Raw genomic sequence first — 23262 nt, 5'->3', positions numbered from 1 at the left:
CGCAATCCACACCAGAACTGCCAGGAGACCACGATGGAATTCACCACCCTCACCGTGACCGTCGAGCGCCATGTCGCCACGGTGACGCTGAACCGCCCCGATGTGCGCAACGCCTTCAACGAGACCGTGATCGCCGAGCTGAGCGGCGCGTTCCGCGCGCTGGGCGATACGCCGGAGGTGCGCGCGATCGTGCTGGCCGGGCAGGGGCCCGCGTTCTGCGCCGGCGCCGACCTGAACTGGATGAAGAAGATGGCCGGCTACTCGCACGACGAGAACCGCGCCGACGCGCTGCAGCTCGCGCAGATGCTGCATACGATCTGGGCCTGTCCGAAGCCGGTGATCGCGCGCATCCACGGCGATACCTATGCCGGCGGCGTCGGCCTGGTCGCGGCCTGCGATATTGCGGTGGCGGCCGACCACGCGCATTTCTGCCTGTCGGAGGCCCGCCTGGGGCTGCTGCCGGCGACGATCAGCCCGTACGTGATCCGCGCGATGGGCGAGCAGGCGGCGCGCCGCTACTTCATCACCGCCGAACGCTTCGATGCCGCCGAGGCGCTGCGCCTCGGCTTCGTGCATGCGGTGGTGGCGGCCGAGGGGCTCGACGCCAAGGTCGCCGAGCTGACCGCCGCGCTGGTCGCCAACAGCCCGAACGCGGTGCGCGAAAGCAAGCGGCTGGTGCAGGACATCGCCGGCCGGGCCATCGACGACGACCTGATGGCCGATACCGCCGAGCGCATCGCGGCGATCCGCGCCTCCGAGGAGGGCCGCGAGGGCGTGCGCTCCTTCCTCGAGAAGCGCAGCCCGTCGTGGCGGCCGGCGTGATGTCGATGATGCCGATGAGGTCGACGATGCCGATGATCCCGATGATGCCGACGTCGTCGGCGGCGACGATGTGCGCAGAAGCGCGCGCAGTGGTCGGCGATCGCGGTTTCGTCGCCCAACTGCCGGGAATTTGACGTCAACACACCCATAACGCGTCAATCCAGCGCCGTTTGCCAAGCCCGCAAGGACCTTCCTACCATGCGTTCTCCCAATCCAGCCGCGTTCATCGCGCCGCCCGGGCCCGCCCGGAACGGCGCGCGTGCGGCTGGCCAACCATGGAGGACTCCCTTGCATACCCAGTCCTTGCACACCGCCCCCCACTGACCCGCCCCCCGCGCCCACGCGGCAGGACGGCAACGGGCTCGCCGCGCGCAGCCAGCGCGCGGTATGGCATCCCCTGCACGCGCCTGCGTCCCGGCGGCAATCCGCCGCCGCTGGCCGTGGTCCGCGGCGAAGGGCCCTGGCTCTACGACGACGAAGGCCGGCGCCTGTTCGACGCCACCAGCTCGTGGTGGGTCAATCTGTTCGGCCATGCGAACCCCGCCATCAACGCCGCGCTGAAGGACCAGCTCGACACGCTCGAGCACGTGATGCTCGCCGGCTGCACGCACGGCCCGGCGGTCGAGCTGGCGGAACGGCTGTCGGCGCTGACCGGCGGCGCGCTCGGCCATGCGTTCTACGCGTCGGACGGCGCCTCGGCGGTCGAGATCGCGCTGAAGATGAGCTTCCATTACTGGCGCAACACCGGGCTGCCCGGCAAGCGCGAGTTCGTCTGCCTGCGCCACGGCTATCACGGCGAGACGGTCGGGGCGCTGGCGGTCACCGATGTCGCGGTGTTCCGCGATGCCTACGATCCGCTGCTGATGCGCGCCCACGTGGCGATGTCGCCGGACGCGCGCCAGGCGGCGTCCGGCGAATCGCCGCGCGAGGTCGCGCAGCGCGCGCTCGACGAGCTCGAAGCGCTGCTGCAGCAGCGCGCCGCCAGCATCGCGGCGCTGATCGTCGAGCCGCTGGTGCAGTGCGCGGCCGGCATGGCGATGCACGACCCCGCCTACCTGGACGGCGTGCGCGCGCTGTGCGACCGCTACCGCGTGCATCTGATCGCCGACGAGATCGCGGTCGGCTGCGGGCGCACCGGCACCTTCTTCGCGTGGGAGCAGTCGCGCGGCGAGGCGCCGCTCGGCGCGCAGCAGTGGCCCGATTTCCTGTGCCTGTCCAAGGGCATCAGCGGCGGCTATCTGCCGCTGTCGCTGGTGCTGACGCGCGGCGCGATCCAGCAGGCCTTCGTCGCCGACGAGCTGTCGCGCAGCTTCCTGCATTCGCACTCGTACACCGGCAATCCGCTGGCCTGCCGCGCCGGGCTGGCGACGCTGGACCTGTTCGCGCAGCACGACGTGCTGGCGATGAACCGGCAGCGCGCCCAGTGGCTGGCGCAGGGGCTGGCCGGCCTGGCCGCCGATGCGCGGCTGTGCCACGTGCGCCAGCGCGGGCTGATCTGGGCCGCCGATCTGCGCGAGCCGTTCGCCACCGACACCTTCGCCGGCGATTTTCATCGTGCCGCGCTGGACCACGGCGTGCTGATCCGGCCGATCGGCAACACGCTGTACGTGATGCCGCCCTACGTCTTCGACGCGCCGCTGGCCAGCTGGCTCGGCGAGCGTCTGCTGGCCGCGCTCGATGGCGTGCTCGCGCCGGCCGGTTCGGCCAGGGAGGCGCGCCATGCTGCTTGATCGACTGAGCCAGGCCGCGGCCGAGCGGGAACGCCAGGCGCTGACCCGTATTCGCCGTATCGCCCATACGCCGTGCGCGCCCCGGCAGACCGTGGGCGCCGTGCTGGCCGATGGCAGCGAGGCCGAGCCGCGTTCCCTGCTGGGCTTCAGCAGCAACGACTATCTGGGCCTCGCCAACCATCCGGCCATCGTCGATGCCTTTGCCGAGGGCGCGCGGCGCTGGGGCGCGGGCAGCGGGGCCTCGCATCTGGTCACGGGGCACGGCCTTGCGCATCACCGCCTCGAGACCGAACTGGCGCGCTGGTACGCCGAATCGATTCCGGACGCGGCCGCGCTGTACTTCTGCACCGGCTACATGGCCAATCTGGCGGTGCTGACCGCGCTCGGCGGTGCCGATGCCACGCTGTTCTGCGAGGCGTTGAACCACGCCTCGCTGATCGACGGCGCGCGGCTGGCCCGCGCGAGCGTACAGCGCTACCCGCATGGCGATGTCGCCGCGCTCGACGCGCTGCTCGCCGCCAGCGAGTCGCCGCTGAAGCTGATCGTCACCGACGGCGTCTTCAGCATGGACGGCGATGTCGCGCCGCTGGCCGAACTGCTGGCGCTGGCCGAGCGGCACGATGCGTGGCTGATCGTGGACGATGCCCACGGCTTCGGCGTGCTCGGCGAACGCGGCCACGGCGTGCTGGAGCAACTGGGCCTGTCGTCACAGCGGCTGATCTATATCGGCACGCTCGGCAAGGCGGCCGGCGTCGCCGGGGCTTTCGTCGCCGCGCATCGGCTGATCGTCGAGCATCTGGTCAATACCGCGCGCACGTATATCTTCACCACGGCGGCGCCGCCGGCGGCGGCCCATGCGCTGCTGACCAGCCTCGCGCTGATCGAGGGCGAAGAGGGCGCGCAGCGGCGCGCGGCGCTGCGGCAACGCATCGCCGAACTGCGGTCCGGTCTGGCGCCGATGGCCGCGCAGGCCGGCTGGCAGTTGGCCGACAGCGCGACCGCGATCCAGCCGCTGATCGTCGGCGGCAACGCCGCGGCGCTGTCGCTGTCGGCGGGACTCGAGCGGGCCGGCATCCGCGTCGGTGCGATCCGTCCGCCGACCGTGCCCGAGGGCACCGCGCGGCTGCGCATCACGCTGTCCGCCGCGCATCGGCAGGCGGATGTCGCGGCCCTGCTGGCGGCGCTGCATCCGTTGGCGGCAGCGGCCACGCCACCATGCAGGGAGGCCGCATGAGCCGAGTCTCCCCCCTTTGCCTGCTTCGTGACCGGCACCGATACCGGGGTCGGCAAGACCCACGCCAGTGCGGCGCTGCTGCACGCGCTGGCCGCGCAGGGCCGCACGGCGGTCGGCATGAAGCCGGTCGCCAGCGGCTGCGACTGGCGCGACGGCCAGTGGCACAACGACGATGTCGCGCAGCTGCGCGCGGCCAGCAGCGTCGACGTGCCGCTCGCGCAGACCTGCCCGTGGCTGCTGCGCACGCCATGCTCACCTCACCTTGCGGCGCAGGCCGATGGCGTGCGCATCGAAGCCGAGCCGATCCTGTCGGCGTTTGCCGCGCTGCCCGCGCAGGCCGACGCGGTCGTAGTCGAAGGCGTCGGCGGCTTTCGCGTGCCGCTGACTGGCGGCCCGAACGGCTGGGACACCGCCGATCTCGCGGTCCGGCTCGGGCTGCCGGTGATCCTGGTGGTCGGCATCCGGCTGGGTTGCCTGAGCCATGCGCTGCTGACCGCCGAGGCGGTACGCGCGCGCGGGCTGCGCCTGGCCGGCTGGATCGCCAACCGGATCGACCCCGACATGCTGCTGGCCGACGAGAACATCGCCACGCTGCGCGATGCCTTCGACGCGATCGGCACGCCGTGGCTCGGCACGCTGCCCTGGCAACTGCCTGCGGACCAGGCCGCGCGCTGCCTCGACCTGGCCGCGCTGCTCGACTCCCCCGACATCCCGGCGACGCGCCCTCCGAGCGCGCCGCCTGACCACAGAATTCGACTCGACATGACTACCATCGCCACCATTTCCGCCGATTCGCTGCGCCAGAGCGCACGCCAGCAGGCCGCCGAAGCTGCTCAAGCCGCCACCAACGATACCAACGGCAACACCGCCCGCTGGACCGTCGACGCCGTCGCCGCGCTGTACGCGCTGCCGTTCAACGATCTGCTGTTCCGCGCGCAGCAGGTCCATCGCGAGCACTTCGACGCCAATACCGTGCAGCTGTCGACGCTGCTGTCGATCAAGACGGGGGGCTGCGAAGAGGATTGCGGCTATTGCCCGCAGAGCGCGCACCACGATGCCGGCGTCAAGGCCGGCAAGCTGATGGCGCTCGACGAGGTGCTCGACGCCGCCCGTACCGCCAAGGCCAACGGCGCCACGCGCTTCTGCATGGGCGCCGCCTGGCGCAGCCCGAAGGACCGCCATCTCGAGCCCGTGATCGACATGGTGCGCGAGGTCAAGGCCATGGGCCTGGAGACCTGCGTCACGCTGGGCATGCTGCGCGCCGAGCAGGCGCAGCGCCTGAAGGACGCCGGTCTCGATTACTACAACCACAATCTGGATACCTCGCCGGAGTTCTATGGCGAGATCATCAGCACGCGCACCTACCAGGACCGGCTCGATACGATCGGCCATGTGCGCGACGCCGGCATCAACGTCTGCTGCGGCGGCATCGTCGGCATGGGCGAGACGCGCGAGGCGCGCGCCGGGCTGATCGCGCAGCTGGCCAATATGGAGCCGTATCCGGAATCGGTGCCCATCAACAATCTGGTCCAGGTCGAGGGCACGCCGCTGGCCGGCACCGCGCCACTGGACCCGTTCGAGTTCGTCCGCACCATCGCGGTCGCGCGCATCACGATGCCGCGCGCGATGGTGCGCCTGTCCGCCGGCCGAGAGGCCATGGACGAAGCGTTGCAGGCGCTGTGCTTCCTGGCCGGCGCCAATTCGATTTTCTACGGCGACAAGCTGCTGACCACCGGCAACCCGCAGGCCGAGCGCGATCGCGCGCTGCTGGGCCGGCTCGGCATCCGCGCGGAAGGACACGCGGGATGACGAGGGTGTCCGCGCCTGGCATGCTCCCGTTTCTCCCGCGAAAGCGGGCGCCGGCGGCTTGTGCAAGCCGCCGGGTTCCCGCCTGCGCGGGGACGACGGGGCGTTGCGCGCGGCGCGGGCACCGACAGCCAGCCGGTCGCCGTTCCCCATCAACAAGGAGGAGCCATGTTCACCAAGATCCTGATCGCCAACCGCGGCGAAATCGCCTGCCGTGTCGCCGCTACCTGCCGGCGCCTGGGCATCCGCACCGTCGCGGTCTATTCCGACGCCGACGCGCAGGCGCGCCATGTTGCCTACTGCGACGAGGCCGTGCATATCGGCGGCGCCGCGGCGCGCGACAGCTATCTGCGCGGCGACCACATCATCGAGATGGCGCGCGCGACCGGCGCGCAGGCGATCCACCCCGGCTACGGCTTCCTGTCGGAGAACGAGGGCTTCGCCGAGGCCTGCGCCGCGGCCGGGCTGGTGTTCATCGGACCGCCGGCATCGGCGATCCGTGCGATGGGCAGCAAGAGCGCGGCCAAGCAGCTGATGGAACGCGCGGCGGTGCCGCTGGTGCCGGGCTATCACGGCGAGGACCAGGACCCGGCGCTGCTGCGCCGCGAGGCCGACCGCATCGGCTATCCGGTGCTGCTCAAGGCGAGCGCGGGCGGCGGCGGCAAGGGCATGCGCGTGGTCGAGGACGCCGCCGGCTTCGAGGCCGCGCTGGCCTCGGTCAAGCGCGAGGCCAGCGCCAGCTTCGGCGACGACAAGGTGCTGGTCGAGAAATACCTGACGCGGCCGCGCCATATCGAGATCCAGGTGTTCGCCGACACGCAGGGCAACTGCGTCTACCTGTTCGAGCGCGATTGCTCGGTGCAGCGGCGCCATCAGAAGGTGCTGGAGGAAGCGCCGGCGCCCGGCATGACCGAGGAGCGCCGCCGCGCCATGGGCGAGGCGGCGGTGGCCGCGGCCAAGGCCGTGGGCTATGTCGGCGCCGGCACGGTCGAGTTCATCGCCAACCAGGATGGCTCGTTCTACTTCATGGAGATGAACACCCGGCTGCAGGTCGAGCACCCGGTGACCGAGATGATCACCGGCCAGGACCTGGTCGAATGGCAACTGCGCGTGGCCGCCGGCGAGCCGCTGCCGCTGTCGCAGGACCAGCTGCGCATCGACGGCCATGCGCTCGAGGCGCGCGTCTATGCCGAGAACCCGGACAAGCAGTTCCTGCCGTCGACCGGCACGTTGCGCTACCTGCGCACGCCGCCCGCGGTGCAGTTCATGCGCGGCGAAGACGTGCACGGCCCCGCCGGCGTGCGGATCGATTCGGGCGTGCGCGAGGGCGATGCCATCAGCCCGTACTACGACCCGATGATTGCCAAGCTGATCGTCTGGGGCAAGGATCGCGACGAGGCGCTGGCGCGCATGCGGCAGGCGCTCGCCGCGTATCACGTGGTCGGCCTGTCGACCAATATCGCCTTCCTGCAACGGCTGGTGGCCTCCGAGCCGTTCGCCACGGCCGACCTCGACACCGGCCTGATCGCGCGCCATGAGGCCACGCTGTTCGCACCGCCCGCGCCGGTCGGCATGGAGCTGATCGCGCTGGCGGTGGCCGCGCTGCTCGATGCCGAGGCGCGCGAGCGCCGCATCGATGCCGCGGATCCACATTCGCCATGGACCCATGCCGGCTCGTGGCGGCTGAACGCGGGCGCGCAGCGGGTGCTGCGCTTCGCGCATGGCGCCGACACGCTGGAAGTCACGCTGCAGGCCGATGCGCAGGGCAGCACGCTGTTCTATGCCGACCAGGCCGCGCCGTTCCGCACGCATTGCGTCGCCGACGCGGTCCAGGTCGATCTGGGCACGCGCCGCGCGCACGGCCAGGTGCATCGCGACGGCGATGTCTTCCATGTGTTCGCCGGGGGACGCCATGTCGCGCTGGAATGGCAGGACCCGCTGGCGCACGCGGGCGACGCCGAAGGCGAGGGCGGCAAGCTGACCGCGCCGATGCCGGGCAAGGTGATCGCCGTGATGGTCGAGGCGGGCGCCACCGTCACGCGCGGCACGCCGCTGCTGGTGATGGAGGCGATGAAGATGGAGCACACCATCAGCGCGCCGGCCGACGGCGTCGTCGGCGAAGTGCTCTACGGCGTGGGCGACCAGGTCGGCGAGGGCGAGCAGTTGCTCGGGTTCGAGGCCAAGGCGGGTTGAGGCGCGGGGCGGCCCGCTGTCCGAAACGGAAAGTGTGCCGCTCTTTCGTGCAAGCAAGGCGCCGGTGTTCCTTCGAGAATGCCGAGTTGCCTTGTCTTGTCGCGAGGCTTGTCCGACCCGCCGACCGCCTGCCATGGCCATGGCGCCGTCGCCGGGGCGCCGGTCCGTCGGTCCGTCGGTCCGTCGGTCCGTCGGTCCGTCGGTCCGCCGGCATCGGCGATAGAAGGTCCCGCCGGTCCCCGGGTCTTTTTCGCGGCAACGAGGAAACCCTGATTCCTTCCTCTCTGTCGACCTGCCCATGCCGCGATACATTCTCGAACCGTCTGCCCGGCTGCTTCCGCCGCACTCGGCGGACACCCCTTCCAGCCCCAACAAGCCCATCGATCTCGGTCAATTCTGGTTCAACGGCTACGCCGTCACCATCCGCATGTTCGGCAACGGCAAGGTGCGGGCACGGCGCGTCGTCACGCACGCTCCCGGCGAAGGCGTGCTGCAGAAGATGCTGTACTGGCTGAGAACGCTGTTCGATGCCGAAGGGGGCCGCGCCTGGTATCTGAACGAGCGCGACGGCGCCGCGGTGCTCAGCCAGCGCATGGCGGAATACCGGAATGCCTCGCTCGCCGCCTTCGTGCCAGGCTGTCCGCCGCGCGCCGAGGCCCCGGCGCCAGAGCAGGCGCCGGTGCGGGAAAGCGCGGCGAACCTGCTGTCGCTGTGCAATGCGGCACCGGTGCTCGAATGCGTGCTCGCCAATCTGAACCTGCGCGATCGCACCGCCCTGGGCCTGGCCCACCAGGCCCTGCAACGGCCGATCAAGACCGGACTGACGGCGGACCGGGATTTCCATTGGGCGATGCGCGAGGCGAACGGCGTGCGCACCGTCAATGAACTGAAGGCGCTGGCGGCGCGGTACGAGCTCCGCGGCCCGCACACTGCCGGGGCAGGAACACTGTCGCTGCCGCGCAAGGTCGAGGTACTCGGCGCCCTCGCGAGCCGCCTCGCCGCGCTGCCGCCGCACGACCGTTCCCGTGCCGCGCGCCATCTGCTCGAACTCGCCGCGAGCCTGCCGGACAGCATCCGCCCGCAGGCGCAGTTGGCCTTGCTGATGCACACCCCCCAAGACGGAGCGCGCCGAGATCGAGTCCGCACTGTTGCGCGACAAGGCCGCCTATACGGCGCTGGCCGCGGCCTTGCCGCCAACGCAACGGCAGCAGGGCCTGCGCGCGCTGAACGCTGCCTACATCGCGGCGGCCGGTACGGCGGTGGAACAGCGCGCCAGCCGCTGGGACGAATTGCAGGCCGATGCCCTGATGATCGAGTTCAAGGACCCCGCGCTCGCCGCAGACCACTTCGCCGCTCTGGCCAGTTGCCTGAAGGCGATCGAACCCGGCGAGCGCGAACGCGGAGGGGCTGGGCTCGGTGCCATGGCGATTGCACGCTGGCACAAGCTGGAGGTGCAGTTGGACCGCTTGCCGCGGGCTGCGGGCTTTGTGCTGGCGCGCGCGTTGGCGCGGTCCCTGTGGCACTTCGACGAGCGCAAGAGCGAACACGCTGAAGCCCTGGCGTTGTTGCAGAACTGGCAACGGCGGGCCGGCCCGTCCCATGCGCAGGCCAACGCTCCGGCCAATGCGCAGGCCGATGCGCAGGCCGATGCGCAGGCCAATGCCCAGGACGTCGCGCTGTCGCTTGCCTTGCTCAATCAGATCGACAAGAGCGAGCGGCCCGATGCCTGGACCAGCGCGTGGGACCGTATCGAGGCGGGCCGGCTGGTCGACCAGGGCACCGAAGCGGCGCGCCTGCTGGCGTGGATACCGGTGCAAGGACGGTGGCAGCGCGTGGTCGCGTTCTGCAAGGACATCGTCGACACGCATCCCGAGCAGTGCGCCGATATGCTGCTTGCGTTGACCCGTTTGCTGACCAGAGGGCGGGACTCCGATCCTCCCTTGCACAAACCCGATCTGATGGCCGCCATTCACGAGGTGGCGCTGGCATTGCTGGAGCGCGGTGGGCCGGCCGCCCCGCTGCTGCAATGCCGATGGGTTCCCAAGGAGGACCTGCTGGCGTCGATCGTGACCCATGTTCCCTGGCCGGCCAGAGCGGAGGTGCTCGCGCAGTGGCTGGAGACCGGCCGGAATGGAAACAACACGGCGCACGAGCTCGTCGAGCTGCTTCCCGCGCTGGAGCCGGAGCTGAACGAACTGGTGGCGATGACCCGAAGAGGCGCCACCGACCAGGCCACCGATGCCTGTGCCCGTGCGTTGACCGCCTTGGCCAGACGGTGCGACAAGTCGTTGCTGGCCAACGGCGGCGAGCTGCATTCGGCGCTGCAAGTGGCAGAAGCATTGCTGCCGCTGGTGCGAGGCATGCGCGGCGGCGACACCCCAGCGGCGGTGGCAGCCCTGGCGCAATTGGTCAACAGCATCGCGCTGCAGGCGCTGCGCAAGCCGGACCCGGCGTATGACCACCGCATCGAGATGCTGCTCGAGGGTACCTGGGGACTGGCCCGCCGGCTGCCGTCCGCCGGAAGGCAAGCGATGCTGCAGGATCTGGCTGCCCTCAAGGCGCCGCCGTCGCCGCCGCACGACATGCGCAAGGAACCGCATTTCTGGACGCAGACGACGCTGCGGCGCGCCGTCCAGGCGGTGGACGCCGACCTGCCGGCCGCTGGTTCGATCCTCGCCGAACTGGCCTCCGCGGAATTCATGGTCGACGGGATCCCGAATTACCAGAACCGGTTCGACGACCTGCACAAGCGCATCTGGACCAAGGCGATGGCCGTGCCGGATCACCAGTTTGTCGAGGTCGCGGAGCGCATCGCGCTGTGGTTCGGCAAGGCGCCGGCCGCCAGTGAGCAGGCACGTGAATGGCGGGAAGCGCGGGCGGCGTTTGTCAGCAGGGTAAAGGCGCTGCCCGCCGACCCGTATGGCCCGGCCCGTGCGCGGATCGAGTACTGGACAAAGCTCGGCTGAGCTGCGCAGCCGGGTTCCCTTCGGCCACGGGGTCGCCGTCCAAAGAGTCTGAGACAATACGCCGGGACAAGACCAAAGACGTGGAGAAGCGATGAAGCTGCAGTTGTACGTGCCCGATGGCCGCTATGCGCCGTGGATCGAGGGGGTTTGCGCAGGCCCTGCCCGAGGCGCAGTGCGTCACCTGGGAAGAGAGCCAGGGACAGCCGGTCGACTATGCCGTGGTCTGGCGCCCACCGCTCGAGATGCTGAAGGGACGCCAGGACCTGAAGGCCGTGTTCAATCTGGGCGCCGGCGTGGATGGCATCCTGCGGCTGCGCGACAGCGATCCCGAGGCGCTGCCGGCCGGCGTGCCGATCGTGCGGCTCGACGATGCCGGCATGGGCGCGCAGATGGCCGAGTACGTGACCCACGCGGTGCTGCGCTATTTCCGCCGGCTCGACGACTATGCGGCGCAGCAGCAGGCGGGCACCTGGAAATTCCTCAAGCCGAATCGCCGCGCCGATTTCACCATCGGCGTGATGGGCGTCGGCACGCTGGGCGCGCATATCGCCCGCACGCTGGCTGCATTCGGCTTCCCGGTGCGCGGCTGGAGCCGCTCCCCGAAGACGGTCGAGGGCGTGCAGTGCCATGCCGGCGAGGCCGGGCAGGCGAGCTTCCTCGACGGGCTGCGCGTGCTGGTCAACGTGCTGCCGCTGACGCCGGAAACCGAGAACATCATCGACGCGGCGCTGCTGAACCGGCTGGCCAAGGGCGCCTATCTGATCAACGTCGCGCGCGGCCCGCACCTGGTCGAAGACGATCTGCTGGCCGCCGTGCAGCAGGGCCAGATCGCCGGCGCGACGCTGGACGTGTTCCGCACCGAGCCGCTGCCGCCCGAACATCCGTTCTGGGCCGAGCCGCGCATCACCATCACGCCGCATATCTCGGCGCTGACGCTGCGCGAGGACAGCATCGCGCAGATCGCCGACAAGATCCGCGCGCTGCGGGACGGCCGGCCGATCGCCGGCGTGGTCGATCTGCAGCGCGGCTACTGACCGGCGCGCCACGCAAAACCGGACCGCCGCCGCGAGCGGCGGCCACCACCAGACGAGGAGCAGCGATGAACCAACCCAACTACGTGAAGATCGTCGAAGTCGGGCCGCGCGACGGCCTGCAGAACGAGAAGGCGATGGTGCCGGCCGACACCAAGGTCGCGCTGATCGACCGGCTGACCGAGGCGGGCTTCGTCAATATCGAGGCCGCCTCCTTCGTGTCGCCCAAGTGGGTGCCGCAAATGGCCGACGGCGCCGAGGTGATGGCGCGCATCCAGCGCCGGCCCGGCACGCTGTATTCGGTGCTGACGCCGAACATGAAAGGCTTCGAGGGCGCGGTGGCGGCGGGCGCCGATGAAGTGGTGATCTTCGGCGCGGCCAGCGAGGCGTTCTCGCAGAAGAACATCAATTGCTCGATCGCCGAATCGATCGCGCGTTTCGAGCCGGTCGCGGCCGCGGCCAGGGAGAAGGGCATCCGCTTGCGCGGCAGCATTTCGTGCTCGCTGGGCTGTCCCTATCAGGGCGAGGTGCCGGTCGCGGCGGTGGTCGACGTGGTGCGCCGCATGCGCGATCTCGGCTGCGACGAGATCGACATCGCCGACACCATCGGCGTCGGCACCCCGGCCCGCGTGCAGGAGGTGATGCGCGCCGCCGCAGCCGAGTTCGCGCTGGACCGCCTGTCCGGCCATTTCCACGACACCTATGGCCAGGCGCTGTCGAACATCCTCGCCAGCCTCGACGTCGGCATCCAGATCTTCCACGCCTCCGTGGCGGGCCTGGGCGGTTGCCCCTATGCCAAGGGCGCGACCGGCAATGTGGCGACCGAGGACGTGCTGTACATGCTGCACGGCATGGGCGTGCGCACCGGCATCGACCTGGAGCAGGTGGTGCACGCCGGCGATTTCATCTCGCAGGCGATCGGCCGCGCCAACAACTCGCGGGTCGGCCGCGCGCTGCTGACCAAATGGGCCGCCGACAAGGCCGAGGGGAACGCCGCGGCCTGCGTTTGACTGAGCCTGAGCCTGTCCGACCTTTCCAAACAAAAACAAGAACGCGCGGAGATCGAAGCCCGATGCATAAGCTCGCCCAACCCTTGTCGTTGTCCGCAGGCACCGCCCCCGAGGCCGCCTTGCCCGAATCCGCCCAGCGCGTGGCGCGCCTGCTCGCCGAGCTGGGCCATGACAAGCCGATCGTGATGCTGCCGTCGACCGGCAAGACCTCGGCCGAGGCGGCCGCCGGCCTGGGCTGCGCCGTCGCCGAGATCGCCAAGTCGATCGTCTTTCGGCGGCTCGACGACGATGCGCCGGTGGTGGTGATCGCCAGCGGCAGCAATCGCGTCGACGAGGCCAAGGTCGCCGCGCGCGTCGGCGCGCTCGGCAAGGCCGATGCCCGTTTCGTCCGCGAGAAGACCGGCTATGCGATCGGCGGCGTCTGCCCGATCGGCCATGCGGTCGCACCGGTGATGCTGCTCGATCGCGACCTGTTCCGCCATGACAGCCTGTGGGCCGCCGCCGGCCATCCGCACGCGGTGTTCAACCTGACCCCGCAGCAGCTGCAGGCGATGACCGGCGCGGAAGTGGCCGACGTGGCCCAGGAGGGCGCGGCATGAGCCCCGATCTGAAGCCCGGCCTCGCCTTCACCTGGCGCTATACGGTGCCGCCCAAGGCGACCGTGCCGAATCTCTACGACGACGTGCCCGGCTGTCCCGAGATGCCGGACGTGCTGGCCACCGGCTACATGGTCGGCATCATGGAATGCGCCTGCCTGCAGATGCTGCGCGAGTACCTGGACTGGCCGCGCGAGCAATCGCTCGGCACGCTGGTCAGCTTCACGCATCTGGCGCCGACGCCGGCCGGCATGACCGTCACGGTCAACGGTGTGCTGACGGCGATCGAGGGACGCAAGCTGCGTTTCGAGCTGTCCGCCTGGGATGGCGAGGACAAGATTTCCGAGGGCGTGCACGAGCGCCATCTGATCGACGCCGCGCGGTTCAACGACAAGGTCGCCGCCAAGCGGGAACGGGCGGGCGGCGTGTAAGGATTCGGCGCCGGCGCCGTGGTCCGCAACGGGCCGTCGGGGCCATCGGGGTCCATCGGCGACACGATGGCGTTACGTCGCTTGAAAGGCTTGCGTTTGCCGCGCTTTTGACAAGCGGCAAGGCACCACGTGGGAACAATACCGGGTCAGGCCCGCCTCCCCACGTCATGCTCACCGGTCTTGCCGGAACGCCATGCCCGAATCGTTCAAGTACATCTACCACGGCCCGCCGCCGCCGCGCCTCGAAGACGTCGAACGCCTGCAGCCCGTGTTCCGGCGCGCCTACCCCGTCAATATCGTCTGGCTCGACGGCAAGCCGGTGCGCGCCGAACGCGTGCACGCCGCCGAGCCTGGGTCGCCCTGGCAGCGCCTGATCGACTGGCTTCGCACCCTGCTTGGTCTCGAGGGCGGCCGCAGCTGGGCCATCGCGGCGCGCGACGCCCGCAGGCTCATCAAGCAGCGGCAACGGATCGAGCGGGCGTGGTGGTCTGCCCGCCGGCCGGAGGGGTCTGTCGCGACGGATCGTACCGCGGCGGACGCGCGGGCCGAACCGGGGTCCCGTGCCCACGGCCTACCCGTGACAATGCAGGTGCCAACGCATGTGCTGTCGGTCCTGTGGCGTCAGGTGTGCAGGTTCCTGCAGCCTGACGACGTGCTGGCGCTCGCCACGGTCAGCAAGGACGCGAAGCGCGCCATGGTCAGCCAGTCGCTGGTCGCGCGCGCCATGCGCGAGGTGTCGAATGCCGCGTCGTTGTCGGCCATGCTCGCCGTCATTGACGATATGGCCAGCTGGCATCGGCGACAGGACCCCGCATGGCCGGTACCGATGGCCGACCGCACGGCCGTTCTCGCCGCGCTTGCCGCGCGCGTGCGTGTCCTGCTGAATGGGCAGCAGCCGGCCGCCTGCGCGGCGTTGCTCGATGCCGCGGAGCGCCTCGACCATGCCGGCGCGCGCGCCGGCGTGCTTGCCGCGATCGCCACGGCCCTCAATCCTGTTTGTAATGCCGAACGTCATGCCATCGCCGATCGTCTCCTCGGCATGATCTTAGCCTTGCCGGCCGAGCTGCAATACGCCGCGCTGTCCGCGGTGCTGGACAGTCCGAGACCGCGGGAAGCGGGATTGGCATTCACGGCGCTCACCTGCACCGCGGAAAACTGGTTGACCGTGGTGGTCCGGCTGCCGGCGTCGGAGCGGGTCCGCGCGGGACGGAACCTGCTACGCGCGCTGTTCGAGCGAGGCGACGCCCTGGCCGGCCAAGGCATGCTGCTCGCCGGCATCGAAGACGCCGTGTTGAGCGATGCGGAAGGGGGCGCATCGGATCGCGCCGCCTCCAGGGCGATCCTGCTGGAAACGCTGGGCAACGCATGGGTCCCCAGTGGCGATGCCGCACAGGACGAGGCGCGGTGGCGCTCGCTGTTTCAGCAAGCCTGTGCGTTGCCGGCCAGCATGTGCGAACCGTTCGTGCACGGCCTGCGTGGCAGGCTGCGTGAGTTGCCGGAGCCGGCCGCGCTGGCTTGTACCTCGGCGTTCCGTGCCTGGATCGAGACGGCTTCGCTGTCGGCATCGCAGCGGGTCGACCTCGGTGCCGGGCTGATCCACCTCCTGCCGCTGGAGGACCGTGGCGTCTATTGGCACGCCAGATGGGCCGACTGGCGCAATGGCCGGTACGACGATGAGGCGCATGCCGTTCGCCTCGCCGGCAAGCTGATCAACATGCTGTGGTGCGTGCCGTCGCTGGCGGGCTGGCCGGCGCCTCTGGACGATCGCCATGGCGGCGCTCCGCTCGCGCCCGCGCTGCGTGCCAGGCTGCTGACGATGCTGCCGTTGGAGGCCATGCGCGACGAACCGCGCTGCCTGGCCGCGGTGCTCGAGGAATCGATGTGGCTGGCAGTGCGGCACGACAGCCCCAGGGCCGCGTTGTGGTGGTACATGGCCGGCTCGCTGTCGCGCGGGCAGCGGCGCGAAGTCGAGTCGCTGCTCCGCCGAATGGAGCCGGCCCGGTTGTTCGACGCGCTGCATCAGGTGATGCAGGGCGAGGCCAGCTCGCCCAACGCCGCCGCGCTGGCGATGCGCCGGCTGGAGACGCCGCGCACGAGCGCGCAAGAGGGCCCCGCCCGCATCCGATTGGCCATGCTGATGGCCTGGCATTACGAGCGGGAGATTCGCGCCGGCGGCGCACTACGCGAGCGGCTTGGCCACGTCCGAACGTTGACCGGCGAGCTGGAGGCCAGCGCGCCGGTGCAGGGGCAGGAACAGAAGGAGACGCAGCAGAAGTTCGCCACCGCGGTGGCCGTGCTCGGCAACACCACGGCCATGGCGGCGGGCCTGAGCAAGCGCCGCGACGAGGTGCACGCGGCTGATGCGATCGTGCAGCGGATCTGGTCCTGGATCGAACGCACGCCGGCCTCGATGCGGATGGCGGTCGTCCAGGCCCTGCTCGATCGCAATGCGGGGTCGCGGCGCAACACCGACGCCACGTTCTACGACTATCTGTCCCGATCGAGCCTCGCTCATATGATCGGACTGGTCGCGCGCAGCGCTGCCAGCGTGCCGACCGCGCAGCGTGGCGAACTGCTGGTCGAGCTGGCCAGCGCGCATATCGAAGCGGGCAGCAGCGGATTCAATGCCGCCCGCCAGGCGCAGTGGAACATGTTGCGCAGCGCCGTGCCGGCGGGGCATCGGTTGCGCATGCTGGCCGCCGCGGGACCCTGGCTGACCCGTCCGCCCGAGAACGACAGCCTGCGATCGATGTGGCTCGATTGCCTGGCCGACTACGCGGCGCTGTGTGATCGCCTCCCGGCCGTGGATCAGCCCTGCGTCGCCCATTGGCGCGGCCTGGCCAAGGCGGCATTGTCGCCAGAGGCCGCGCCCGCGGGCGCGATGCCTATCGCTGCGCCGGCACCGGGTTGATACCGTGCCCCTTTGCGCTCTGACGAGGTTCGCCCATGCCGCTTCCTCCCAAATATCGCTACGAGCCGGCTCATGCGGACAGCATTGCCGCGCTGTCCCGCCTGGGGCGTCCGCCGTCCGGCGGCGCGCAAACGGTCGGCGTCTTCCGCTTCCGCGGCAGTAAGCCGGTCCGCATCGATCGCCTGGACGACGACACCTTTGTCGCGATCCGCCTCGATGCGGGCGGTGGGCCGCGCCGCTTGGTCGACAGATGGATTGACAGGCTGCTCGACGTCGTACGGTCGCTGTTCCGGCTGGAGGGCGGGGCGCGGTGGACGCTGAGCCAGCGCGACTGTCGCGAGATGGAGTCCTGGATGTTCGCGCTGTCCGCGCGCGCGATGCAACAGGAAGTGCGATGCCAGCGCGAACGCGCCGCGATGCGCGATCGGCGCGACGCCGGCACGCTGTCACGGTTGGAAGCGCTGCCGCTGTCCTTGCTGCACGCGATCAGCGCGAGGCTCAGTCCACAGGACTGCCATGCCCTGCGGCAGGTTTGCTCCCGCTTCGCCAAACCGATGGCGCACTGCGTGCCCTTGCTGCACGCGACCTCGTGGATGACCCTGGCGGGGCTGCGCCGCGCGGTCGCCCACGTGTTGGCGAAAGCCGCGGACGCACCGTTCGCCGTTCCCCCCGGATCGATCGACGCGCAACGAGGCACTGGAACAGGCGGCCGGCCGCATTTCGGTGCTGGCTCCCAGCGAGCGTGGCGAGGGCCGGCACATCGTACTCGCTGCGATTCGAGCGGCGTTTCCCGACGGCGACGGCGGTGCGGCGCCGCTGCGCGTGCTCGCCGGCCAGCTGGCGCAACTGGCATGTATCGACCGCGACGAAAGACGGGACATCCAGCGCCTGGCGCACGAACTCTGTCGCGCGCTGGAACGCCTGCCACTGGCGGATCGGGTCGACGCGGCACTCCTGCTGAGCAGGAACCCGACGCTGTCGATTACCGACCGCGTGCGCTCGATGCTGGTGCCAGACTCGTGCTGGGTGCTGGCCGCGCGCGTGGTGCCGGCGGCCGAGCGGCGCCGTGTCATCGATGGCCTGACCGGCCTGCTTGCCCAGTCGTCCCGCTTGTCGCCGTCGAAGGCAGTGCCGATGGCCATGCAGGCCCTGCAGCTTGCCGAACTCGATCCCGCGGCCAGCGCCCATGCGCTCGCGGCACTGTTGCCGAGATCGTCGCTAGCCATGCTGATGCACGGCTGCGCGCCCGATGCGCGAGGCGGGGGAAGCGACGTCCCCCACGGACGTGGCGCTATGGAAGCACCTGATGGCCACGGCAACCACGTGGCCGACCCAGGCCGCCGCCATTCTGGTCAAGGCGCTGTTGCAGGCGTTGGCCGCGCTGCCGGACCAGGGCCTCAGGAACACGGCTCGCCTCGCGGCAGGCAAATGGCTGGAGAACGCGGTGAACCTGCCAAGCCATGATCGCCGCAACATCGAAGTGCTGCTGTTCGCGCTGCTGGCCCAGCACGCCCGTCTGGCGGCCTGGGACGCCATGTGGGCCGCCTTGCCGGCGTCGCCGTCGCCATCGCCATCGCCATCGCAATCGCCATCGCAATCGCCATCGCAATCGCAATCGCAATCGCAATCGCAATCGCAAGACAGTGTGGCGGAGGCGGACGCGAGCCAGATCGCGAGATGCCTGGCCTGCATGGCCGATGCCGAGCAGTGGGAGTCGATGCTGCTGCCCCGGCTCGAGCGGCTGACGCCGCAGCAGCAGGCGGCAATGCTGGCCACCCTGCCGGCACGCCTGTACACCGGGCCGCATTCGATGGAACTGTTCGAGCGGGTCGTGGCGCTGGCGGTCCAGCATCGCCTGCTGAAACCCCTGGCGCTTTGGTACCGCGCCCGCACGCTGCAGGACTACGGCCAATACGGCGATGCGCTGGACAGCGCGCTGATCTGCCTGCCGAAGATCGAGCAGGCCGAGTGGATCGTCGCGCTGTCGCGCAACCGCGTGATCCCCCCGCTGTGGATCGATGTGGGACTGGCCGCGATGGAGCCGCCGTTGCCGAACGCGGCACTGCACGCCTCGCTGCTCGCCGCCGTGGTGTCGCAGTGCCATCGCCATGACGTCCGCCTGGACGAAGTCTGGCAACCCCGAATCGTCGGCCTGACCCGGGCATTGGTGCAGTTGGAGAACACGCCAGCGGGCCTGCTGTCCGGAACGGTTTCGGCGCTGGTCGCCATGGCCGATGCCATGCTGCGATTGCACGATGGCTTGGCGAAGGTCGGCAGGCCGGCCTGGGCCGCCGAGGCGGTTCCGGCCTTCGTCGATGCGGTATGGAGACAAGTCGGGAAGTTGCGCTTTGCCAGCGTGCTGAGCATGATCGCCACGCTGTGCGTGGTGCGCGCGCCCTTCTATCCGTCGTACGAGGAGCACTTTCATCTGACCACGGTGCGGCATGCGATCGCGCTGCTGCCGGGGTTGTCGTCCCAGCAACAAGGCGAATTGCTGCCGATGCTGGTCCAGATGGAATCCGGGCTCAAAGGCGCGCGGCCCGCCGATTGGCGCGGTTTCGACAGCTGCCGCCAGGCGCTGTGGCAGGCGATCGCCGCGCTGCCGGCTCGCGAGCGGGCACGGGCCGGCCTGCTCGCCGAGGTGTCGCGCTGGTTCGCCCGTGCGCCCGCGGACGCGGGCAGTCGCCGGGCCTGGACGGAGGCGCGCCGCCAATACCGGGCGTTGCTGCACGCCGTGCCGCGCGCGCATGGTCCGGTACCGGTCTGAGGCCGGTTCCGCCGATCCCGCTGATCCCGCTGTTCCCGCTGTTCCCGCTGTTCCTGCTGTTCCTGCTGTTCCTGCTGATCCTGCTGATCGCGCGCGCATGGCGAGGCGCGCGACCCGCAGGGCTGTGCCGTCCCGCCAATGGCGCTACACTGCGTCGATCAGCCAGGCCATTCGTCCCCATGTCAGCCGACCCGAAATTGATCGCCGACCTGCGCCGCCGGGCGCTTGCCGCCCAATATGCAAGACCGGTGGCCTCGCCGTGCCGCGACGTCTGCCGCATGGGCCAGCACGGCTATTGCGAGGGTTGCTTCCGCACTATCGACGAGATCGCGGGCTGGGCCAACCGTAGCGACGACGACAAGCGCACCATCTGGCAGGCGCTGCCGCAACGCGCCGTCGCGGCGGACACGGCCACCATGTCCGGCACGTCGGGTACGTCCCGCCCGTCCGATATGTCCGATACGTCGGATACGCCCGATACGTCGGATACGCCGGATACGTCCCGCACGTCCGATACGTCCCGTCCGTCCGATACGTCCGACACGATGCGAGCAGGCCGGCGATGACGCAATCCACCGCCAGCGAGCCGAACACTCCGGCTCGGAGTTTGCCCGCCGGCATCCGCGTGTTCGAGCGCGGCTGGCTGTCGGCCAACAACGTGCTGCTGATCGACGGGGACGATACCGTGCTGGTCGACAGCGGCTATGTCAGCCACGCCGAGCAGACCCTGGCCCTGGTCGAGGCCGCGCTCGACGGCAAGCCGCTGAAGCGGCTGATCAATACCCATCTGCATTCGGACCACTGCGGCGGCAATGCGCTGCTGCAGCGGCGTTGGCAGCCTCGCACGTGGATTCCGGCGGCCGAGGCCCGCGCGGTGGCGCAGTGGGACGTCGATGCGCTGACCTATCGCGCCACCGGCCAGCAGTGCGATCGCTTCGCCTTCGATGCGCTGCTCGAGGACGGCCAATCGATGCGGATGGGCGGCCTGGACTGGCAGGTCATCGCCGCCCCCGGCCACGATCCCCACGCGGTGATGCTGTTCGCGCCGGCCGAGCGCATCCTGATTTCCGGCGATGCGCTGTGGCAGCACGGCTTCGGCGTGATCTTTCCCGAGCTCGACGGCGACAGCGGCTTCGCCGAACAGGAAGCCGTGCTGCGGCGCATCGCCGAGCTCGATGTGCGGCTGGTGATTCCCGGCCATGGCAGCCCGTTTACCGACGTCGGCCCGGCACTGGAGCGCGCCACTGGCCGGCTCGACTATCTGCGCGCCGATCCGCGCCGCAACGCCGCGCACGCGCTGAAGGTGCTGGTCAAGTTCAAGCTGCTGGAGCAGCGGCGCATGACGCGCGGCGCGCTGCTGCAATGGATGGCGCAGGCACCGCTGCTCGAGCGCGTGCGGCTGCGCTATCTGGACGGCGCGCCGCTGCCAGAGGTGCTGGAGCAGGTCGTGACGGGCCTGGTCAAGGCCAGCGCGGCAACGGTCGACGGCGAGACGGTGTGCAATTCGGATTGAGGGCGATGGGGACCGTGCCGATCCTGCGTGGCGACGGGTTTTCGCTGCGCCCGTTTCGACAGGCCGACGCGGAGCAGTTGGCCGCCGCGGTGCAGGAGTCGATGGCGAGCCTCGCGCCATGGATGCCATGGGCCCACCTGCGCTACAGCGTGCGCGACGCGCAGCTGTGGATCGATACCTGCGCCGACAATCTCGCGGCCGGGCTCTCCTACGACATCGGCATCTATTCGCAGGACGGCCGCGTGCTGTTCGGCGGCGTCGCGCTGAACCAGATCTCGACCGAGAACCGCATGGCCAACCTGGGCTACTGGGTCCGCAAGAGCCGGCAGGGCGAGGGACTTGCCACGCGCGCCGCCTGGATGATGGCCTGCTTCGGCTTTCACCGGCTGCATCTGACCCGCATCGAGATCGTCGCCGCCGAGCAGAATCTGGCGAGCCGCCGCGTCGCCGAGAAGACCGGCGCGCTGCTCGAATGCATCGCGCGCAACCGGCTGGTGCTGCGCGGCGTGCCCTGCCGCGCGGCGATCTACTCGCTGGTGCCGGAGTCGGTGATGCCTTCCGTCCCGGCTCCGGCGCCGGCCTCGCCCCGGGCCGTCAGCGAGTGATGCTGAACGCGTAGGTGCGTTCGTCCTGGCGCGGGATCACGGTCAGGCCCTTCTTCGCCGCCCACACATTGATCTGGTAGTACAGCGGGATCACGCCGTAGTCCTTGATGCCGATCTCGGTCGCCTCCTGCAGCAGCTTCTCGCGCGCGCGGTCGTCGATCGTCGTCAGCGCGGTGCTGAGCTTGGCGTCCAGCGCCGGGTTGCTGTAGCGGCCCCGGTTCGAGGCGCCCCAGCCCTTGGCGGGATCGTAGGTCGCCAGCAGCGACTTCAGCGACGAGCCGGCCTCGCCCGTATCGGCACCCCAGCCCGCCAGCATGAACGAGAAATCGAGCTTGTTGGCGCGCGTGAAGAAGCTCGCCGACGGCATCGCCTCGACGCGCGTCTGGATGCCGATGCGGGTCAGCATCGAGGCGATCGCCTGCGCCACCTGCTCGTCGTTGACATAGCGGTTGTTCGGCGTATGCAGCGTCAGCTGGAAGCCGTCGGGATAGCCGGCCTCGGCGAGCAGCCGCTTGGCCGCCGCGGCATCGGCGGTATCGGGCTTCAGGCCCGGCACGTGGCCGAACAGCGAGCTGTTGACGAGCTGGCCGGTCGGCTCGGCCGCGCCTTCCATCACGCGGTCGACGATGGCCTGGCGCGAGATCGCCTTCGAGATCGCCTGGCGCACGCGCGCGTCCTTCAGCGGATTGCGGGGCAGCGGCTTGCCGGCCTTGTCGGCGACGAAGGGCGAGACCTCGCGGTCGCTGTCCATGTGCAGGTACATCATGCGGAAGGTCGGCACCTTGAACACCGACACGCCCGGATCGGCCGACAGCTTGCGGATATCCGAGGTCGGCACGTTCTCGATCACCTGCACGTCGCCGGCCAGCAGCGCCGCCACGCGCGGCGCGTCGTTGGTCAGGATGCGCAGCGACACGGTGTCCCATTGCGGCTTGTTGCCCCAGTAGGCGTCGTTGCGGGTCAACTCGATGCGGTCGCCTTTGCGGAAGCTGACGAACTTGTACGGCCCGGTGCCGACCATCGCCTTGCCGCTGTTGAAGTCGTCGCTGGAGGCGTTGCCCGCGGCCTGCTTCGACACCATGTAGATCGTCGACAGGTCGTTGGGCACCAGCGGATAGGGGCCGTGGGTGGTGATGCGCACGGTCAGCTTGTCCACCGCGACCACGTCCTTGAAGCCCTTGGTGTAGATCGTGTACGGCGACGGGCTGTTCTTCACGGTGGCCGGCCGCGCCAGCGAGAACACGACGTCCTGCGCGGTGAATTCGCTGCCGTCGTGGAACTTCACGCCGGGCCGCAGCTTGACCTCCCAGGTGGTCTCGTCGACCGCGCGCCAGCTCAGCGCCAGCGCCGGCTTGAAGCGCATCTTCTCGTCCTTGGCGATCAGCGTCTCGAACATGTGCTCGGCGACGTTCGCGTTGGGCGTGACGTTGTGATAGTGCGGATCGAGGGAGGTGATATCGCCGGACAGGCCGATGGTCAGGCTGGCCGCGTGCGCGGGCAGGGCGGCGGCGCCGAAGGCCAGGCTTGTGGCCAGCACCGCGGCGCGCAGGGTACGACGAACGAATGGCATCGGGCACTCCCGTCGGTTGAGGTGTGCGGCATTGTCCGGACCGCGCTCTTGCAGTGTCAAGACGGATAGACCCGCGG

The 23262-nt window shown here is 69.9% G+C and carries 16 protein-coding genes and 3 pseudogenes; 18 read left to right on the top strand and 1 reads right to left on the bottom strand.

The features are described 5' to 3' along the window. Positions 1-33: 33 nt before the first annotated feature. From OJJOAM_RS08345 to OJJOAM_RS08260, 18 genes and pseudogenes are all read left to right on the top strand, one after another. Positions 34-822, top strand: coding sequence for an enoyl-CoA hydratase/isomerase family protein (locus OJJOAM_RS08345; RefSeq protein WP_422647670.1), 789 nt, complete (start codon positions 34-36; stop codon positions 820-822). Next, complete coding sequence (locus OJJOAM_RS08340) at positions 807-956, top strand: hypothetical protein (protein ID WP_422649637.1); 150 nt, start codon at positions 807-809, stop codon at positions 954-956. Before OJJOAM_RS08345 ends, OJJOAM_RS08340 begins: the two co-directional genes overlap by 16 nt. Positions 957-1114: 158 nt before the next feature. Next, a pseudogene (gene bioA, locus OJJOAM_RS08335) lies at positions 1115-2552 on the top strand (adenosylmethionine--8-amino-7-oxononanoate transaminase). Then, a complete protein-coding gene (gene bioF, locus OJJOAM_RS08330) occupies positions 2542-3786 on the top strand; it encodes an 8-amino-7-oxononanoate synthase (RefSeq protein ID WP_422647669.1) in 1245 nt (414 codons plus the stop codon). The pseudogene bioA and the gene bioF overlap by 11 nt, the downstream one beginning before the upstream one ends. 27 nt (positions 3787-3813) lie before the next feature. Beyond that, positions 3814-4377, top strand: a pseudogene (bioD, locus tag OJJOAM_RS08325) (dethiobiotin synthase); the annotation flags it as partial. 171 nt (positions 4378-4548) lie between these two features. Then, on the top strand, positions 4549-5595 hold the full coding sequence (gene bioB, locus OJJOAM_RS08320) for a biotin synthase BioB (protein ID WP_422649534.1): 1047 nt from the start codon (positions 4549-4551) through the stop codon (positions 5593-5595). Positions 5596-5760: 165 nt separating this feature from the next. Continuing rightward, entirely contained in the window at positions 5761-7785 is a 2025-nt protein-coding gene (locus OJJOAM_RS08315) for an acetyl/propionyl/methylcrotonyl-CoA carboxylase subunit alpha (protein ID WP_422647668.1), read from the top strand. Between the two features lie 1148 nt (positions 7786-8933). Further along, on the top strand, positions 8934-10751 hold the full coding sequence (locus OJJOAM_RS08310) for a hypothetical protein (protein WP_422647667.1): 1818 nt from the start codon (positions 8934-8936) through the stop codon (positions 10749-10751). A gap of 91 nt (positions 10752-10842) precedes the next feature. Beyond that, positions 10843-11785 (top strand): annotated as a pseudogene (locus OJJOAM_RS08305) (2-hydroxyacid dehydrogenase). Positions 11786-11850: 65 nt separating this feature from the next. Then, entirely contained in the window at positions 11851-12792 is a 942-nt protein-coding gene (locus OJJOAM_RS08300) for a hydroxymethylglutaryl-CoA lyase (RefSeq protein WP_422647666.1), read from the top strand. Positions 12793-12854: 62 nt separating this feature from the next. After that, on the top strand, positions 12855-13391 hold the full coding sequence (locus OJJOAM_RS08295) for a YbaK/EbsC family protein (RefSeq protein ID WP_422647665.1): 537 nt from the start codon (positions 12855-12857) through the stop codon (positions 13389-13391). Beyond that, the gene (locus tag OJJOAM_RS08290) at positions 13388-13819 is read left to right on the top strand and encodes a thioesterase family protein (protein ID WP_422647664.1); all 432 of its coding nucleotides are present in this window, start codon (positions 13388-13390) and stop codon (positions 13817-13819) included. The genes OJJOAM_RS08295 and OJJOAM_RS08290 overlap by 4 nt, the downstream gene beginning before the upstream one ends. A gap of 193 nt (positions 13820-14012) precedes the next feature. After that, positions 14013-16730 (top strand): hypothetical protein, encoded by a 2718-nt coding sequence (locus tag OJJOAM_RS08285; RefSeq protein ID WP_422647663.1) that lies wholly within the window; start codon positions 14013-14015, stop codon positions 16728-16730. A gap of 822 nt (positions 16731-17552) precedes the next feature. Continuing rightward, positions 17553-18194 carry a hypothetical protein gene (locus OJJOAM_RS08280; RefSeq protein ID WP_422647662.1) on the top strand — a complete coding sequence of 214 codons (642 nt, stop codon included), beginning with the start codon at positions 17553-17555 and terminating at the stop codon, positions 18192-18194. Next, positions 18175-19497, top strand: coding sequence for a hypothetical protein (locus OJJOAM_RS08275; RefSeq protein ID WP_422647661.1), 1323 nt, complete (start codon positions 18175-18177; stop codon positions 19495-19497). The genes OJJOAM_RS08280 and OJJOAM_RS08275 overlap by 20 nt, the downstream gene beginning before the upstream one ends. A gap of 179 nt (positions 19498-19676) precedes the next feature. Next, the gene (locus tag OJJOAM_RS08270) at positions 19677-20063 is read left to right on the top strand and encodes a DUF1289 domain-containing protein (RefSeq protein ID WP_422647660.1); all 387 of its coding nucleotides are present in this window, start codon (positions 19677-19679) and stop codon (positions 20061-20063) included. Next, complete coding sequence (locus OJJOAM_RS08265; RefSeq protein ID WP_422647659.1) at positions 20060-21010, top strand: MBL fold metallo-hydrolase; 951 nt, start codon at positions 20060-20062, stop codon at positions 21008-21010. The genes OJJOAM_RS08270 and OJJOAM_RS08265 overlap by 4 nt, the downstream gene beginning before the upstream one ends. After that, positions 20995-21615, top strand: coding sequence for a GNAT family N-acetyltransferase (locus OJJOAM_RS08260; RefSeq protein ID WP_422647658.1), 621 nt, complete (start codon positions 20995-20997; stop codon positions 21613-21615). Before OJJOAM_RS08265 ends, OJJOAM_RS08260 begins: the two co-directional genes overlap by 16 nt. Here the strand turns inward: OJJOAM_RS08260 and OJJOAM_RS08255 are convergent. Continuing rightward, entirely contained in the window at positions 21605-23185 is a 1581-nt protein-coding gene (locus OJJOAM_RS08255) for an ABC transporter substrate-binding protein (RefSeq protein WP_422647657.1), read from the bottom strand. The two genes, OJJOAM_RS08260 and OJJOAM_RS08255, sit on opposite strands and share 11 nt — an antisense overlap. Positions 23186-23262 lie beyond the last annotated feature (77 nt).

Source organism: Cupriavidus sp. H18C1 (assembly GCF_049311595.1).
In the GTDB taxonomy this organism is placed as follows: domain Bacteria; phylum Pseudomonadota; class Gammaproteobacteria; order Burkholderiales; family Burkholderiaceae; genus Cupriavidus; species Cupriavidus cauae.
Note: the sequence above shows the minus strand (reverse complement) of the source record. Positions and strands in the feature narration are given on the sequence as shown.

What these genes read in the sequence shown, in the direction of transcription:
- OJJOAM_RS08345 (WP_422647670.1), top strand. Translation starts at nt 34, where the DNA reads ATGGAATTCACCACCCTCACCGTGACCGTCGAGCGCCATGTCGCCACG.
- bioF (WP_422647669.1), top strand. Translation starts at nt 2,542, where the DNA reads ATGCTGCTTGATCGACTGAGCCAGGCCGCGGCCGAGCGGGAACGCCAG.
- bioB (WP_422649534.1), top strand. Translation starts at nt 4,549, where the DNA reads ATGACTACCATCGCCACCATTTCCGCCGATTCGCTGCGCCAGAGCGCA.
- OJJOAM_RS08315 (WP_422647668.1), top strand. Translation starts at nt 5,761, where the DNA reads ATGTTCACCAAGATCCTGATCGCCAACCGCGGCGAAATCGCCTGCCGT.
- OJJOAM_RS08300 (WP_422647666.1), top strand. Translation starts at nt 11,851, where the DNA reads ATGAACCAACCCAACTACGTGAAGATCGTCGAAGTCGGGCCGCGCGAC.
- OJJOAM_RS08295 (WP_422647665.1), top strand. Translation starts at nt 12,855, where the DNA reads ATGCATAAGCTCGCCCAACCCTTGTCGTTGTCCGCAGGCACCGCCCCC.
- OJJOAM_RS08290 (WP_422647664.1), top strand. Translation starts at nt 13,388, where the DNA reads ATGAGCCCCGATCTGAAGCCCGGCCTCGCCTTCACCTGGCGCTATACG.
- OJJOAM_RS08285 (WP_422647663.1), top strand. Translation starts at nt 14,013, where the DNA reads ATGCCCGAATCGTTCAAGTACATCTACCACGGCCCGCCGCCGCCGCGC.
- OJJOAM_RS08270 (WP_422647660.1), top strand. Translation starts at nt 19,677, where the DNA reads ATGTCAGCCGACCCGAAATTGATCGCCGACCTGCGCCGCCGGGCGCTT.
- OJJOAM_RS08265 (WP_422647659.1), top strand. Translation starts at nt 20,060, where the DNA reads ATGACGCAATCCACCGCCAGCGAGCCGAACACTCCGGCTCGGAGTTTG.
- OJJOAM_RS08255 (WP_422647657.1), bottom strand. Translation starts at nt 23,185, where the DNA reads ATGCCATTCGTTCGTCGTACCCTGCGCGCCGCGGTGCTGGCCACAAGC.